Origin of the sequence: Flavobacterium sp. ov086 (assembly GCF_900187965.1) — a bacterium.
Classification (GTDB): domain Bacteria; phylum Bacteroidota; class Bacteroidia; order Flavobacteriales; family Flavobacteriaceae; genus Flavobacterium.
This window is the reverse complement of the sequence record NZ_FZNL01000001.1, coordinates 1-15,898: the sequence shown is the minus strand read 5'-3', so window position 1 is coordinate 15,898 and position 15,898 is coordinate 1. Positions and strand designations below refer to the sequence as shown.

Here is a 15,898-nt window from a genome sequence, read left to right as displayed (position 1 = left end):
ATAATTTTGATTCTACGGTTATTACTGAAAAATGTCATGAAAGCTTGTTTTCGTGTCATAAAGTCTCTAAAGAGAAATGTATACTTGGTTTTATGGATCTAAAACAAAAAAATCCTCTTTGAAATAAAGAGGATTTTGAGATTTTTTCGATGTAAAAAAGTGTCGTTTTTAAGACAAAATATTCATCTTTTTTATAAAATCTTTATAAGTATCGCTTAGATTTATTTTGTGATTTCCTTTTAAGATTACGAGATTATCGGCTAGAATGATCTCTTCGATTTTGTCTGTGTTAACGATAGTATTCCGATGCGTTTTTATGAATTTATTTTTATCTAATAAATTACTGATTTTCGTTAGCGAAATTTGAATGACGAATTTTTCTTTTTCGGTAATAATATTGCAATATCTTTCTTCGACTTCAATATATAGAATGTCGTTTATGGCAACTTTTTTTAGCGAGTTTTTCTTCTTTATAAATAAGTAATCATTGCTGATTACAGTGTCTTGTTCTTCGCTTAGAAACACATTTGTTTGCTCGTAGAATTTTTCGACTGCCATTTCTATAGCATACAGAATTTCTAACTCATTAAAAGGTTTCATTAAAAAACTGAAAGGTTTTGTGAGTTTTGCACGTTCAAAAATCTCCCGGTCTTGTGAGTTGGTCAAAAAGACAAATGGTTTTGAAGCATTCGGAATAATGTTTATAGACTCTGCAAAAGTAATTCCATCTGGTTTTCCGTCAAGAAACACATCGATGATAATAATATCAACGGTGTTTTCGTAAAAAAGCTTTATGGCATCCGTAAAGTTTTTGGCTACTCCGGCAACGGTGTAATTGTTTTCAAGCAATACTTTGGTAAGTGCATCGCTTTGTTCTGGAGTATCTTCTATTATTAAAACATTGATATTGTCCATTTTTATTGTTTTTGGGAAAGCAAGTATTGTTAATAAGCCTTTTGGTGGAGTAAAGTAAAGAATTATTATAGAGAAAAGGATTGTTTAAAGCGTATTTTTTAAGAATACTTATCTAAACAAAGATCTTGTCGTGATTTATTTGCTTTATAAAAGTGCACTAAGTAATTGTTTTTGGGAAAGTCAAAATCATTTTTGTACCCTTGTTTAGTTCACTTTCTATAGCTATAGTGCCGCTATTTTTCCTGATCATTTGTTTGCACAATTGCAATCCTAAACCAGTTCCTATAATTTCAGAATTGTCCTTCTTTGATAATAATTCACCTTCTGAAAGTAATTCCTGAATAGTACTTTCTTTCATTCCTATGCCCGAATCCTCAATAATAAGTTTGCAAAATTCGGTATTTGTATCTTCGGTATAAAAATTTATTTTTCCGTTTTCATTAGAGAATTTAATTGCATTGTCTAATAAATTTCGGAGTACAATTTTTAACGAATCAAGATCTACGAAAATGAAGATACCTTTTGAAACCGAATTCTCAAAAGTTAATGTTTTATCAAGAAGTAAAGGTTTGTAATTGTATTCAATTTGCTGTACAATAGAGTACAAATGAACAGATTCTTTATGAAAATACAATTGTTTGGTTTGCAGCATTGCCCAGTGCAATAAATTGTCTAATAAACTGTAAGCGCCATTGGCAATACTACTATTTTGTATGATAAGCTGATTAAGCTCATCGTAATTTTTGGTTTCTAGAGTCGCTGATAATTTTGCATTACTTGTTTTGAGTGCGTTTACAGAAGATCTTAAATCATGACTTACTATCGAGAACAATTGATCTTTAGTCGCATTGAGTTCGTCGAGTTTGTTTTTTTGGAGCAATATAATTTTGCCGTTTTTTATTTTTTGAGCGTAAAGATAAACACCGGCGGTTAAAATTAATAATAAGCCAATTGCTGAGAAAAACAAACCATTACGTTGTGCATTTTTAAGCTTGTTTTCTATTTGAAGTACTTTGATTTGTTTTTGTTTTTGAGCCACGGCAAACTTTTTCTCAAAGTCAGCAACTGCCCAAACTTTATTTTGGTTGTTTAAAGAATCTTTCCATTGATCATATTCTTTTCTATAAATTAGTGCTTTTTTGTAGTTACCTCTATTTTCTTCTACTACTGTCATATTTAGAGAAGCATCTCTTTTTTTATTAAAATCTTTTACTTTCTTAGATAAAACGTATGCTTTTTCAAAATAAGGAATTGCTTGTTGGTCTTTGTATTGCAAGTAATATAAGTTTGCAATATTAAAGTATGAGTTTATGATTGGTAATGAATCTTTCTCTTTTTCTTGTATTCTTACACTTTTGAATAGATAAATTTCAGCTAATTTGAATTTATTTAGATGTAAATAACAAGTTCCTAGATTCGAATAAAGTGAACTTATTTTGTATTCTTTTTCTTCGCTTGTATATGCTTTCTCAGCTTCAAGAAAATAGGTTATAGCCCTTTCGAATTCATTCAGTTCCAAAGAAATTGCTCCTAATTTATAGTTTACTAAATGATATAGGATGAATTTTTTTGAAATTAAGTTTAGTTCAGACCTTGCTTCTTGTAGTAGCTTTAATTCTCTAAGGCTATATCCTCTAAAATAATGGCAATAATTAGTTAGCTCTTGATTTTTACTTAAGCTTAATTGCTTCATAGAATATACTAGAGTAGAGTCCCAGTTTTTTTTATTGAAAAAATAGAGAGCTTTTCTAAAGTTTATCTCATTTTTGAATTCGTTGGCTTTTTTGTAAAATACCTCGTCTACATTATTGTAGTTTTTTATTTGAGAGAAAAGAAGTGAAGAACTTAGACAAAGTATCAGCGAAACAAATAATTTAGTTGCTTGCATTTTTTGTATGTTTCTTTTTTTTCTCATTTAAAGTATATGGTTTAAGTTAATAATTGTTTTTTTATTTATTAAACCATATACCTTATTATTGACCAAAAGTGGTTCATTATCCATTTACTCCAGTTGTAGTTCCTCTAGAAGTAATAGGATCAATGTTTCTTAAATAAGATGTAACAAATTTAATATTACCAATTGTATCAGAAGTATAGTCTGCTTCAACATACCAAACATCATAAGTGTCAGGAGTACTTTCGTCCCAATCATAGTCAAAATAAATTTCGACAGTATCTCCATTTTCAGTTAATGTTCCCACGACCGGATTCTGAGAGTCTTGTGAGTTAATGTACAATGTAGAACAGATTTTTAATGTTTTTACGTTTTGGTTTTGATAAGTTGTTGCTGAAACTAAAGGAGCAACAGGAAATGTAATGTTCGTTTTGTCTGAGAACACAAAATCGATTGAATTAATTTTTGTAATCTGGATAACGTTGAAGTCCATAATAGGGTTTTTAGGGTTAAATTTTTTATTTTTGGTAGGCTAAAGGTATTTTTTTTCTTTGAATAAATTATGAAATACCTTTAGTTTTTCTTCATTAACTCTAATTTTATTGACTATTTGTTAAAACTCTTCCTGAATTTGCCCTATTTTGTTAGTTAATTCCCCAAAATACGCTCACTTTTATTCCACACTAATAGTTTTAGAAAGATAAACCGGTTGTCCGTTTTCTGTAAAACCCTCTAAAACAACTTCGAAGCTTCCTTTGACATCAGAAGTATAAAAATAGATATCATCTTCTTTTTGATCTAATTTTACATCTGGTTTCCATAATAATTGATATCTATAATCTGGAATTCGCTGCAAATTGTTCCCGACAGTATAATTGGGACTATAGTATGATTTCTTTACAGAAGGCCTCAAAACGGTAGGCTTAAAGATGTAATTGTCTTTTTGTAAACTAGTAAAATTACCGTCTACAGTAACAAAACTTATTACACCGTTAAAAACTTTAGGCCCCACATAATATTGACCAGTTATGATACTGATACTATACATGTTTGCCATATTAAAATTGAATAGCTCATTTATATTTTGCAACATATAACCGTCAACGATCACTAATGGCGATTCCGGTAATTGTGTATGAAGGCTATAATCGTTTACATGCAAAGAGTAATCGGCACCATTTTGTCTATAATACAGTTCTGTTGCTATTTCGGTAATGGTTTCTTTTAAGGATGGAAACCTTGTAAAATCACTAAGTAAATATTGTTTGGCAACCGGGTAGTAAAACGGATCTGTATAGTCCGGTTTAATTATACTGTCTATTTTATCCGTATAGTATGCATTTTCAATTTGACTTGCAATAGATCTTTCTAATAAGGTTTCTTCGATCTCACTTGATAAATTAAAGTTAGATTGAAATGCTAGTTTAGAATAATCCGGCTCATTTGCTTTGTCAAGTTCTAAAGTGTAATTTTCTTTTTGGTCGCCTATAATTTGTATAACTATTTCGTTATTATAATAAGGTTTGTCTAAATTAAAAATAAAACGCCCTGCTTCATTTGTTTTTACAGCTTTATAAGCAAACGATTTTCCTGCTATAGACAAGGCAACAATTATATTTTGTAGACTATTGTTTACCGGACTTTTTGAAATTATTTTACCGGAAATCATTTCTCCACGAAGCTCAGGAAGAATTATTGCACCTTTATTTTGGGAATTTGTTTCAATTTCAGCCGAAATCTTAGCAAATTCACCCGGTGTTAATTGATTTATTGTAGGTAAATTATCTTTTTTTCTAACAGATAAGGAGTAGTTTCCTTTCTCTGGTGATAATGCCGAAGACTCAATGCCTAATGTAACTTTTTCGCGATTCGCGAAAACATCTTTATTTACTTTTATTTTAAAGTTTTTATCTGATAAACTTTCTTGAGGGACAGTTCCAGAAGTTGATGCTGAATTTGCCAGATTTGCTTTTTCAGAAATGGCTTTATTTTCTGTTAAATTTGATTCGCTAATTTGATAAGGGTTTATGATTTTAATATCAACCTGGAATATTTTAGAAGCATCTGAATTTAACATCCAATTAGTGTAGCCAATCAGTTTGTAACTTCCGGTTTTAATGGTTGTAGGGATAAAATAATCGCCTTCTCCGGTACTATTTTTTAGGTAAAGTTTGTTCTTAAAAATGTTTTTTCCAGTAGGATCGATAAGCTCAACATAGGCTACTTTACTAACAGGACTTGGTGTTTTGTCTGTATTTTTTAAGCTATAAATTTTATATAGAAGTTTCTCTCCAGTTACAAAAGTCGTTGCATTTGCATGGATAAATACACTCTCATTTATAGAAGTGTTTTGCGCTATAATCGGTTTTGTATTGATAAGTAATACCAATAGTAAAATGTATTTTATTCTTTCCAAAATGAAGGTATTATGTTAGATGAAAATGTTGTACAATCTGCGCATGCCGTTTCTACATAGTTACCATAGAAATAGGATAATGAATTATTTTGAAGACCTGAAATAATGGTATATCCATCACATGGAGGGGTTACATTAGATTCAAAACAGAACTTAAGCTGCATAGGTTCGCACGCACTAAAATAAGCAGGAGTATTTGTAGGAGGGAAAAAGTCTGTATAGTTAAAAAAGATTCTTTGAGAGGATACAGATGCAACATCAAAATACCCCATAACTTTTTCGTCTACATTACTAATACATCTTATATTTCCTGAAAACACACCAGGCTGTTTTGGAGACAATACACTCGAAGAGCTCGATATCTCCTTCATCGTTTTATGAAAAGTATAAGCTGCTTTATTTTCAACATACTGTTTTACAAGTATACTATATCTATGCGCGATAATATAATTATCTTGTTTAATAAATCGTACAGGGAAATTAACACGATCTTCTGCTAGATCGTTTGTACTGGTTACGAGTATATCAGTTGATTTTATTGTGGAATAACAGATTCTTTTGGCTGGATCATTATCCTCGTCTATTTTTATATTTTTAGGACCAGTTACAACTGCTCTGTCAGAAGTCCATCTAGGTGCTATAATTTTATAAGTTTCTTCATATTCATATCGGTAATAATTAGAAGTTCTGTTTGGATCATAACTGTTTGCGTTCATTTGTACACCAGTTTCGTTTTTGTTGTTTACAACCACGCTTGGAGTAATGCTTATAATAGGACTTACAGTTGGTAACGTTTCTGAAGATGATTTATAAACTTTACCATCTTTGGTTTTTATTTCTAAAGTATATTGTCTGTTAGGAAGAATCTCAAATTCAGATTGCGAAACATATTTACCAGAATTCTCTGTGAAAACATATTCGTTGTTAAGATTATCCTTCACAACCACATTTGCGCCGGTTTCTACAACAACCTCTTCATCTTCGAATCGGGAAGTTTTGGTGATCTTTATTTCTTGTTTTTTAAGTTCATTAGTCAAAGTAGCTTCTATAACTATAGCTTCCTCATAGGTATCAGTTTGCAGGTTATAGCTTTCTGAACAACTGCTAATGAAAAAACTTAGCAGAAAGAAAAGAATGATTTTATTGGTATGTTTTATTATTTCGGTTCTAAAATTCATTTCGTTAAAATTTAAAATTATAAGTTATACTTGGAACCGGAATAGAAAAAATAGACGTTTTGTATGCTTTTACTTGTCCTTTTTCGGTTACAAAATAAACAGAATACGGGTTACTTCTGCCTAACACATTATACACGGATATATTCCAGAAGCTATGTGCCAGTTTTTTTATTTTATGATTCCCTTCAATATTAAGCCCAATATCTAAACGGATATAATCCGGAATTCGATATTTATTTCTGTCACTATACAAAGTATATTCTGCATTTCCATAATGGTATGTTCCAATAGGATAGGTAATTGGTCTTCCGGTCTGGTATAAAAAGTTAGACGATAAACTATAACGTTTTGTAAATTTATAATTTAAAACGGCACTCAGGTCATGAGGTTTGTCAAAATTTGCAGCAAAATATTTACCGTTATTTACTATTTCAGAATCAAATTTACTGTCAAGTTTTATCAGTGTTCTGGAATAGGTATATCCAATCCATCCGTTTAATTTTCCAACTGATTTTTTTATTAAAAACTCAACACCATATGCTTTTCCTTCTCCTTGCAAAAGCTGAGTCTCTACTCTGTCATTCAGGATTAATTCTGCACCAACTTTGTAGTCTAATATATTTTGTGATCTTTTATAGTATCCTTCCAGACTAAGTTCGATTTCATTATCATGTAAGTTTTTGTATAAACCTAATGAATATTGTTGTCCGCTTTGAGGTTTTACATTCGTATTCGATAAAGTCCACGTATCCGTTGGAGATTGTGTTACGTTGTTTGAAAGAAGGTGTATGTATTGCCTTGTCTGATCAAAACTTGCTTTAATAGAGAAATCGTCCGTAAAGAAATAACGAGCAGCGATACGAGGCTCAATACCTCCATATGTTTTTATTACTTCATTGTTTCCATAATGTTTTGTTTCAGTATACGATGCGTCATCAAGAGGTAAACCGGGTTGATATAGGCGTGAATTGGCTTCTCCTAATGCCGAATAAAAAGAATAACGCAATCCAATATCGATTAACAATTTACTGTTCAACTTAAAGTTATCAGATATAAAGATAGCCGATTCAAGGCCTCTTTCTTTTTCAATATCAATTGGAACCAGAGGGGAATCTGGATTTTTTGGATGCTGATATCCTGGGCTAACATTGTAAAGCTTGCTCGAAATACCATAGTTTATACTGTGTTTTTCACTATACAAATAGTTAAGTTTTAGCATAAGTTGCGTTTCATTGATTTTATATCCAAAATCAAAGGCATTCTTGTTGTTAGAATCATAATCAATGTTGAATTTGTATTCACTATTGGTAAAAAACAATGATCCTTTATTCTTTTTATTAAATGTATGATCCCATTTTGCAGAAGCAAGACGGTTACTGTATTTATACAACGAATCTGAGCTTATTCTAAAACGGTCATGACTGTAATACAAAGTCGCTTCTACCGAGTTGTTTTTGTTAATAGTGTTGTTGTATTTCATGATTCCGTCATAAAATCCGGCTTCACTATTTTTTAAATCTTCATTGTCCAAAGATTTTAGAATCCAGTCAGAATAAGTGGCTCTTACACCAACAATAATACTTGATTTATTTTTTTGGATAGGCATTCCTACAGTAATATTAGAGGTAATTGGACCAATGGCACCTTCACCTGAAAATTTTTCGGCATTACCATTTTTAGTGCTTATATCAAAAACAGAAGATAAACGTCCACCAAAATCAGCAGGTATGCTTCCTTTATAAATATCAGCTTTTTTTGCGGTATAAGGATTTATTGCAGAGAAAAACCCTAAGAAATGCTGCGGATTATAAAGAACGGCATTGTCAAGAAGAACTAAGTTTTGATCTTCTTTTCCTCCGCGAACATTAAATCCGGCAGAACCTTCTCCAGTAGTTTTTATCCCCGGAAAAGTAGTGGCTACTTTAAGAATGTCGCGTTCTCCTAATATTAATGGTACATTTTTTACAGCTTCAATATCAATAGACACAAGTCCTGAAATAACACTTTCTACCGTTTTTGGTCTTTTGCTTCTGATGATAACTTCGTCCAATAAGTTTGTGTCTTCTTGAATTTCAATATCAAGCGGACCATCATTATAAACCATTATTGTTTGTGCAAGCTTTTTGAAACTAAGCGTTTTAATTTCGATCACATTAATTCCCGGAGGAACCTGTAAAATATAATGTCCGTCCTGATCACTAACCGCACTTATGTTTTTGTTGCGTATTTTCATGTAGATATTAGGCTCAGGCTTGTTTGTCGACCCGTTTCTGATATATCCTGAAATAGTAGAATTCTTTTTATCTGTAATATCTGTTTCTTTTCCTATGAAAGTTATCGCTAAGTTCTTTTTGGAACCACTACTATTTTGTAGAGAATCATATTGTTGATAAAATATTGGATTTTGAATCGTTCTGCCAGGTTGATTTGCTAAGTTATTATTTGATTTCGGAAAATAATTAGCAGGCAATTTATTATGTATACTGCTGTTGTTTGTTAGAATTATTTTCGATTTTAGAACAAGAAAGTTAAGGTTTGTATTGCTGAAGACTTTGCTTAATACTTCATCAATAGAAACATTTTTGTAGCTTCCTGTATATAAGTTTTTGTTTGATTTAATCCATTCGGCATCAAAATAAAATCTATAAGATGATGATGCTTCAATAGTTTGAATTACGGTCATTAGATCCGCATCTTTAAATTCAAGTGATACTTTATCGCTTGTTTCTTGTGCAAATATGAATTGATTGAAAAGTAAAGTAAGTATAATAAGTAGAAGTTTTCTCATAAGTTTATTTTTCTGTAATTGATAGAGAAGTGTTAATGAATTTAAGGAGATTGATCATAAATTGATCGTTGTCTGATTTTCGAATTTCTCTATTCATTGCATAAAAATCATTAATCTGTTTTTTTTGGTCCGGGAATATTTTTATAATCTCACTTTTACTATTACTGGTATAAAAGACGTTTTTATAAAAAATGAAATAAGTATTGTCTTCTGTAAAATAAGAATATGCTTTGTAGTCCTGAGTCTTGCTTTCTATCTTTTTAAAGTGTTTGGTATATAAGTTAAAACCTTCTCGAAGAACTGTCAATTCATAATATCCTGTGGTTAATTGTGGTAACGCAGATACTTCTTTGTTGAGTTTTACGAAATTTTTACCATTTATAGAAAATGCAGATGTTTTGTCTTGGATAATGGCTATTGAAGAATACTTAGATTCACCAATTGGGTTTATAATCAATTGATCTTGAAAAATATTGTATTTGATATTTAGATCATAATAGATTTGCCCGTCATAAGTTACATTACCCTTCATGAATTTATTGGCAACGTAGTACATATTATTATCGCCAATTGTTACATAAGTATCTTTATAAGCCGGTCCATTGTTAATGCTTAGGTTTTCTTTGCCTATAGAGTTGTCAAACCAATTGTAAAATGACTCTTCTTTATTGTTTTGGCTGTATAAATTTGAAATATTTAATAAAAATCCAAATATGAGAATGCAGATGAAATGTTTTTTGTGATTTTTCAAAGGAATTGTGGTTTTTATGTTTCTGGTTTGGTGGATTTCAAAAGTATTAAAAAAATATCTGACAAAAAATTCAACAAACGTTAAAATGTAATAAAAACTCTATAATTTTTTACGGGAAACCTCATTTTGTTTAATAAATGAGGCTTTTTTATAAACAAATACCTTGTAAAATTAAAAAGGAACTGTTTTTTCTGAGAAAACATTAAAAACGGAAAACCCCAATTCAAACAAATGGACTTGGGGTTTTTATGAATAAATTTTTTATGAGCTACTATAGAAATATTCAGTTTTAGAATAATAAGTCAACTTGAGAATTAATTTTTTCAATATAATAATCTATTTTTCGGATGGCACGATTAAAGAATAGATTTTGTTCCTTAATACCAGATTGTCCCAAAGGTTTTGAGTTTATAATTTGCTGTTTGAAAAATTGATGTACGTTTCTGCAGCTTTCTTCATTGTCAGTAATGAAATATCCCAGAAGTGTGTAAGGAACGAACATCGTTAGTTTTTCTTCTGTTTCTATGAGCATATTATTGTTTAACAATATCAACTCATTATAATAGATATTAAAATTATTATTTGGCATATTACATTTTTCCTGAATTAAATTAATAATTCTTTTCAGGTCTTTGCATAAAGCATTTGCATTTTTAAGAGAGAGTAAACCCGCCTCATGAAAGTATAAAATTTGTTGTAAACTACTGTTTATAGTTGTGTCGTTCCAAATTTCATTGACTATAGTGTTTTCATAGGCACTTTTTAATTTTTGCATGTATTCTGCAAAAGATTCTTCGATTATAAAACTTTCAAAAGCGACTTTTTTTTGATGACTGTTTAAAAGGTTGAGCCAGACAAAAGCTTTGAATTTTGATAAAATCGTTCCGTCCATAAAATAAAACAACGGAATATCTTTGGCAGAGTAAAACAGTGTTGTTTTTGGATTTTTAGTTAATACTTCGATTTGTTCTGCTGATGTCTTGAAATAGTGAAGCATATCTTTTAAGGTTTCTATTTCAATTGTTTTTTCGACGATTACCTTTTCTTTTTTAGAAAATAAATTATCCAGCGAAATATTAAAATGATCTGCTAATTTGATAGTTTCATCAATCGAAAATTTACTTTTTCCAGATATTCTTCTGTGAGATGCGTCATAGCTTATCTCTAAAACTGTAGCAATCTCGTCTATTACAGAAGCTGATTTTGCGATTTTGCTTCTAATAGCCTTTAAAAATGATTCTTGATATTTCATAATTTGCGATAATCACAAATATAAGAAATAGTTTTATTGTTTTAAGCAAATTGACATGTGATAATTGCAATAGGTTTGTCCTGTAATTTTAAAAGAAATAATATGAAAATTATAAATCAAATTATGAGCGCCAAATATTTTGGCAGTTTTTACAGAGTAGGACTTATAGGTGTTTTATTGTTTAATGGTTTTGTATTTGGGCAGAATAAGGCACCAAAGATAACAGATACTTTGGTTAGCAATCTTCCGCCAAATTCTTCAATAGTATTTGATGGCAATGATATTGATCTGCATTATTTCAGATGGAAATCGAATAATAATTTAAGGAATGATAGTATCAAGATTTTTAGTTTATCTCCAATATCTAAAAGAGTCAATAAAGTAAATGGTTTTGCTTTAGGTGTAGGTCATTATGAGAACAAAAACATTAAGCTTCAAGCCATTAATGGATTAAATGTTGAAGCCAGTCCTCTGTCAGTGGCTTTGTTTACAATTTCAATTAATGTTCCTTTTGAGTCTTTGTTTGTTGGAATTAATGACAATGTTATTAGTAATGTAGCTTTTTTTGATGATTGTACAGATACTTATATTAGGGTAAATGGTTTGAATATTAGTTCAGGCGGATTTACTGGCGGAGCAGAACTGCGAGGGATGAATATTTCGATAATTTCAGGAATGAATAAAATGAATGGATTCTCTGTTGGAGGAATATTAAATACTAAGAGCTTTTCTGGTGTTAGTATTTCAGGTTTAGCAAATATATCTGATTATGGTAATGGAATTCAAATTGGAACATCGAATGTTTCGAGACAGCATAAAGGAATTCAGATCGGATTGTTTAATAATTCTAAAGATTTAAGAGGGATGCAATTTGGTCTTTGGAATACAAATGGAAAACGTAAACTTCCTTTTTTTAACTGGCAGTTTAGAAAATAAATAAAAATAAATAAATGAAAAATATACCAATCTTCCTTATTGCTTTCAGGCTTTTATTAGGGCCCATTTTAATAATGCTGACCTACAATTATGGTAGCGAAATTAGAAAAGAACTTATTTTTTTGATCTTTCTTGGATTATTATCGGATATTTTTGATGGGATTATCGCACGCAGATTTGGAGTTTCATCAGAGAAACTCCGAAGAATGGATAGTCAGACCGATTTGATTTTTTGGCTTTGTGTTGCTTTTTGTTCTTGGTTATTGAATCCCGAAATTATAACAAATAATGTCTGGTCAATTATCTTGATTTTTATAATGGAAGCTTTAACTTATCTTTTTAGTATTCTAAAATTCGGAAAAGAAACATGTACTCATGCTCTTTTATCTAAATTATGGGGTATAACATTGTTGATCGCCTTTGTTTCTATGATTGGGTTTGGTCATGCCGGAATTCCTTTTTTTCTCGCAGTGTTTTTTGGAATAGTGGGGCATATTGATGTTTATCTGATAATTTATTTTTTACCTAAATGGACGCATGACGTTCCCAGTTCTTACCACGCTTATTTAATTAGAGAAGGAAAGTCAATAAAAAGACACAAATTATTTAATGGATAAGTTATTTGAGAAATTAATTTGTTTTGAATTGAACAAATATAAAAACGAAAAACCCCAAGTCAAATAAATGAATTGGGGTTTTCTATGAATAAACCTTTAGTAAACTAAGATCTGATTACTCTTTTTTCTCCTCACGTGGAGGTCTTTGTAAAAGTGCTTTTCTTGACACTTTTTCTTTTTTAGTTTTAGGATCAACTCCCAGGTATTTTACTTCAAATACATCACCCATGTTTACAACATCAGTAACATTTTCAGTACGTTCCCAAGCTAATTCAGAAACGTGTAATAAAACTTCATTTCCTGGTGCAGCAGTGTATTCTACTACAGCTCCAAAATCTAACATTTTAATTACTTTTACTTCATAAGCTTCCCCCATTTGTGGTTTGAAAGTGATTGACTTAATTTTAGCCAATACTGCTTCAATTCCAGCAGGATCTGTACCTAAGATTTCGATAACACCTTCTTCGTTTACTTCGTTGATTACGATAGTTGTTCCGGTTGCTTTTTGTAATTCCTGAATTACTTTTCCACCAGGTCCAATTAATGCACCAATAAAGTTTCCAGGAATAGTTCTGGTAATGATTTTTGGTGAATGGGCTTTAACATCAGCTCTTGGCGCAGCAATAGTTTCAGTTAATTTTCCTAAAATGTGTAAACGTCCTTCACGTGCTTGCCCTAAAGCCTGCTCCATAATGTCGTAACGTAAACCATCAATTTTGATGTCCATTTGACAAGCTGTAATACCGTCAGCAGTTCCTGTTACTTTAAAGTCCATATCTCCTAAGTGATCTTCATCACCTAAAATATCTGACAATACAGCAAATTTCTCACCGTCAGTAATTAATCCCATAGCAATACCAGAAACTGGTTTTACCATTTGAATTCCAGCATCCATCAAAGCCATTGTTCCAGCACAAACTGTTGCCATAGAAGAAGAACCGTTAGATTCTAAAACTTCAGAAACAATACGAATTGTGTAAGGACAATCAACAGGAATCATGTTTTTCAAAGCTCTTTGAGCCAAGTTACCGTGACCAACTTCTCTTCTTGAAGTTCCTCTTAATGGTTTTGCTTCACCAGTAGAAAAAGGAGGGAAGTTATAGTGTAAGTAGAATTTCTCTTCACCTTGTTCAGATGGAGAATCAATTTGGTTAGCTTCTCTTGATGTACCTAAAGTTACTGTAGCCAAAGCTTGAGTTTCTCCACGTGTAAATAAAGAAGAACCGTGAACTCTTGGTAAATAATCAATTTCACACCAGATTGGTCTGATATCAGTTGTTTTTCTACCATCTAAACGAACACCTAATTCTAATACTACATTACGAACAGCTTCTTTGTTTGTTTTGTAGAAATATTTAGAAACTAAATCTCCATCAGCAGCTAATTCTTCTTCAGTAAATAAAGCTTTAACTTCTTCTTTTACTTCAGCAAATGCAGCAGTTCTTTCGTGTTTAGCCGAACCAACTTTTGCAATAGCGTATATTTTATCGTATGCTGCAGCTTTTACTTTTTTGTAAATTTCTTCGTTTTCTTTCTCACCTTCGTAAGTACGAATTTCTTTTTTACCAAAAGCAGCTTGCAAACGCAATTGAGCCTGAATTTGAACTTTGATAGCCTCGTGAGCAAATTTGATAGCTTCTACCATTTCTGCTTCTGAGATTTCTTTCATCTCTCCTTCAACCATTGCAACAGAATCCATAGAAGCGCCAATCATCATATCGATGTCTGATTTTTCTAAATCTTCTCTGCTTGGGTTGATAACGAATTTTCCGTCGATACGTGCAACACGTACTTCAGAAATCAAGTTGTAAAATGGAATGTCTGATACTGCTAATGCTGCAGATGCTGCTAATCCAGCTAATGCGTCTGGCATAACAGTTTCGTCATGAGACATTAATTGAATCATAACTTGAGTTTCAGCGTGGTAATCATCTGGGAAAAGCGGACGTAAAACACGGTCTACTAATCTCATTGTTAATACTTCACTGTCGCTTGGACGAGCTTCTCTTTTAAAGAAACCACCTGGAAAACGACCAGCTGCTGCAAATTTTTCGCGATAATCTACCGTTAATGGTAAAAAATCAACATTTGGGTTAGCGCTACGTGCAGATACTGCTGTTGCAAGTATCATCGTGTCGCCCATTCTTACTACTACAGAACCATCAGCTTGTTTAGCTAAACGTCCTGTCTCGATTGTGATGCTTCTGCCATCACCTAAATCGATTTTTTCTACAAATAATTGTGGAATCATAAATTTTTCCTTATTGGTTATACAATGGGTTTTAGTTGTGTTGTAGTTGTTGTGTGTAGTTGTTGTTAATCTAAAACCCAATGAAAAACCAAACTTTTTTTCTTATAAAATGCTTGTAATGTAAAAACAAAAAGAGGCACTCTCGCACCTCTTTTCTATATTGATTATTTTCTGATATTCAATACTTTGATAATCTCACGATATCTGTTGATCTCTTTCTTTTTCAAGTAATCCAACAAAGCTCTTCTTTTACCTACTAATAGTACAAGTGAACGCTCAGTGTTGTAATCGTGACGATTTTTTTTCAAGTGCTCAGTTAAGTGTGAAATTCTGTAAGTGAACAATGCAATCTGACCTTCTGCGCTTCCAGTGTTTGTTGCAGCACCGTGTTGAGCGAAAATCTCTTCTTTCTTTTCTTTAGTTAAATACATTCCAATATTATTTAATGATTTTTATGTAGTCGTACATCTTTTGTAAGACGGTGCAAAATTAGTTTAAAAAAACAAAAGAATCAAACAAAAATAAAAGAATCTGAAAAAAAGGCTCTATAATTGCGATTCTTCTTTTTTTTGTTTTACATGTCTCGTCCTGAAATAGCGATACACAAAAAGCCATCGTTATGGAAGATCAAATAAATTATGTAAAGCGTAGTCAACGAGATTACAGTATGTCACTAAAACTTCAAATTGTTAGTGAGATTGAAAAAGGAAATATTTCTATTACTCAAACAAGAAAACAATATGGTATTCAGAGTCATGGAACAGTTTTAAATTGGTTAAGAAAATTTGGTAACTTTGATTGGGAGAACCAAACCCCAACCCAAATGGCAAAAACACCTGAACAGAAGATAATGGAACTCGAAGCCCAAGTGAAATTATTGGAAAAGCAAAAAGCATTATT

General features: G+C 31.4%; 13 protein-coding genes. 3 read left to right on the top strand and 10 right to left on the bottom strand.

Annotated elements, in window-relative coordinates:
* Window positions 1–168: 168 nt before the first annotated feature.
* The 8 genes from CHB81_RS00065 to CHB81_RS00030 form a co-directional block, all read right to left on the bottom strand.
* Complete coding sequence (locus CHB81_RS00065) at window positions 169–915, bottom strand: LytTR family DNA-binding domain-containing protein (RefSeq protein WP_089349860.1); 747 nt, start codon at window positions 913–915, stop codon at window positions 169–171.
* 157 nt (window positions 916–1,072) lie between these two features.
* Window positions 1,073–2,830, bottom strand: coding sequence for a tetratricopeptide repeat-containing sensor histidine kinase (locus CHB81_RS00060; protein ID WP_254920899.1), 1,758 nt, complete (start codon window positions 2,828–2,830; stop codon window positions 1,073–1,075).
* Window positions 2,831–2,909: 79 nt separating this feature from the next.
* On the bottom strand, window positions 2,910–3,302 hold the full coding sequence (locus CHB81_RS00055) for a hypothetical protein (RefSeq protein ID WP_089349859.1): 393 nt from the start codon (window positions 3,300–3,302) through the stop codon (window positions 2,910–2,912).
* A 180-nt stretch (window positions 3,303–3,482) separates the two neighbouring features.
* The gene (locus CHB81_RS00050; RefSeq protein ID WP_089349858.1) at window positions 3,483–5,225 is read right to left on the bottom strand and encodes a hypothetical protein; all 1,743 of its coding nucleotides are present in this window, start codon (window positions 5,223–5,225) and stop codon (window positions 3,483–3,485) included.
* Window positions 5,213–6,403, bottom strand: coding sequence for a DUF4249 domain-containing protein (locus CHB81_RS00045; RefSeq protein WP_089349857.1), 1,191 nt, complete (start codon window positions 6,401–6,403; stop codon window positions 5,213–5,215). The genes CHB81_RS00050 and CHB81_RS00045 overlap by 13 nt, the downstream gene beginning before the upstream one ends.
* Window positions 6,404–6,407: 4 nt before the next feature.
* On the bottom strand, window positions 6,408–9,191 hold the full coding sequence (locus tag CHB81_RS00040) for a TonB-dependent receptor (protein WP_089349856.1): 2,784 nt from the start codon (window positions 9,189–9,191) through the stop codon (window positions 6,408–6,410).
* A 4-nt stretch (window positions 9,192–9,195) separates the two neighbouring features.
* On the bottom strand, window positions 9,196–9,942 hold the full coding sequence (locus CHB81_RS00035; RefSeq protein ID WP_089349855.1) for a hypothetical protein: 747 nt from the start codon (window positions 9,940–9,942) through the stop codon (window positions 9,196–9,198).
* Between the two features lie 289 nt (window positions 9,943–10,231).
* Window positions 10,232–11,194: a helix-turn-helix domain-containing protein gene (locus CHB81_RS00030; RefSeq protein ID WP_089349854.1), complete on the bottom strand. Its 963-nt coding sequence runs from the start codon at window positions 11,192–11,194 to the stop codon at window positions 10,232–10,234.
* A gap of 102 nt (window positions 11,195–11,296) precedes the next feature.
* Here CHB81_RS00030 and CHB81_RS00025 point away from each other — a divergent pair, with 102 nt between their 5' ends.
* Together CHB81_RS00025 and CHB81_RS00020 are read left to right on the top strand one after the other, a co-directional pair.
* Entirely contained in the window at window positions 11,297–12,130 is an 834-nt protein-coding gene (locus CHB81_RS00025) for a hypothetical protein (RefSeq protein WP_089349853.1), read from the top strand.
* Between the two features lie 14 nt (window positions 12,131–12,144).
* Window positions 12,145–12,747, top strand: a complete 603-nt coding sequence (locus CHB81_RS00020) for a CDP-alcohol phosphatidyltransferase family protein (RefSeq protein ID WP_089349852.1) — start codon at window positions 12,145–12,147, stop codon at window positions 12,745–12,747.
* 115 nt (window positions 12,748–12,862) lie between these two features.
* Here the strand turns inward: CHB81_RS00020 and CHB81_RS00015 are convergent, their stop codons facing one another.
* Window positions 12,863–14,998: a polyribonucleotide nucleotidyltransferase gene (locus tag CHB81_RS00015; protein ID WP_026983901.1), complete on the bottom strand. Its 2,136-nt coding sequence runs from the start codon at window positions 14,996–14,998 to the stop codon at window positions 12,863–12,865.
* Between the two features lie 164 nt (window positions 14,999–15,162).
* Window positions 15,163–15,429, bottom strand: a complete 267-nt coding sequence (gene rpsO, locus CHB81_RS00010; protein WP_026983900.1) for a 30S ribosomal protein S15 — start codon at window positions 15,427–15,429, stop codon at window positions 15,163–15,165.
* A 188-nt stretch (window positions 15,430–15,617) separates the two neighbouring features.
* Here rpsO and CHB81_RS00005 point away from each other — a divergent pair.
* A partial coding sequence (locus tag CHB81_RS00005; protein WP_141130343.1) for a transposase occupies window positions 15,618–15,898 on the top strand: 281 nt, incomplete at its 3' end.

Excerpts from the sequence above, each read along its gene's own strand:
- CHB81_RS00060 (WP_254920899.1), bottom strand. The coding sequence starts at position 2,830 with ATGAGAAAAAAAAGAAACATACAAAAAATGCAAGCAACTAAATTATTT.
- CHB81_RS00055 (WP_089349859.1), bottom strand. The coding sequence starts at position 3,302 with ATGGACTTCAACGTTATCCAGATTACAAAAATTAATTCAATCGATTTT.
- CHB81_RS00030 (WP_089349854.1), bottom strand. The coding sequence starts at position 11,194 with ATGAAATATCAAGAATCATTTTTAAAGGCTATTAGAAGCAAAATCGCA.
- rpsO (WP_026983900.1), bottom strand. The coding sequence starts at position 15,429 with ATGTATTTAACTAAAGAAAAGAAAGAAGAGATTTTCGCTCAACACGGT.
- CHB81_RS00040 (WP_089349856.1), bottom strand. The coding sequence starts at position 9,191 with ATGAGAAAACTTCTACTTATTATACTTACTTTACTTTTCAATCAATTC.
- CHB81_RS00045 (WP_089349857.1), bottom strand. The coding sequence starts at position 6,403 with ATGAATTTTAGAACCGAAATAATAAAACATACCAATAAAATCATTCTT.
- CHB81_RS00020 (WP_089349852.1), top strand. The coding sequence starts at position 12,145 with ATGAAAAATATACCAATCTTCCTTATTGCTTTCAGGCTTTTATTAGGG.
- CHB81_RS00015 (WP_026983901.1), bottom strand. The coding sequence starts at position 14,998 with ATGATTCCACAATTATTTGTAGAAAAAATCGATTTAGGTGATGGCAGA.
- CHB81_RS00065 (WP_089349860.1), bottom strand. The coding sequence starts at position 915 with ATGGACAATATCAATGTTTTAATAATAGAAGATACTCCAGAACAAAGC.
- CHB81_RS00025 (WP_089349853.1), top strand. The coding sequence starts at position 11,297 with ATGAAAATTATAAATCAAATTATGAGCGCCAAATATTTTGGCAGTTTT.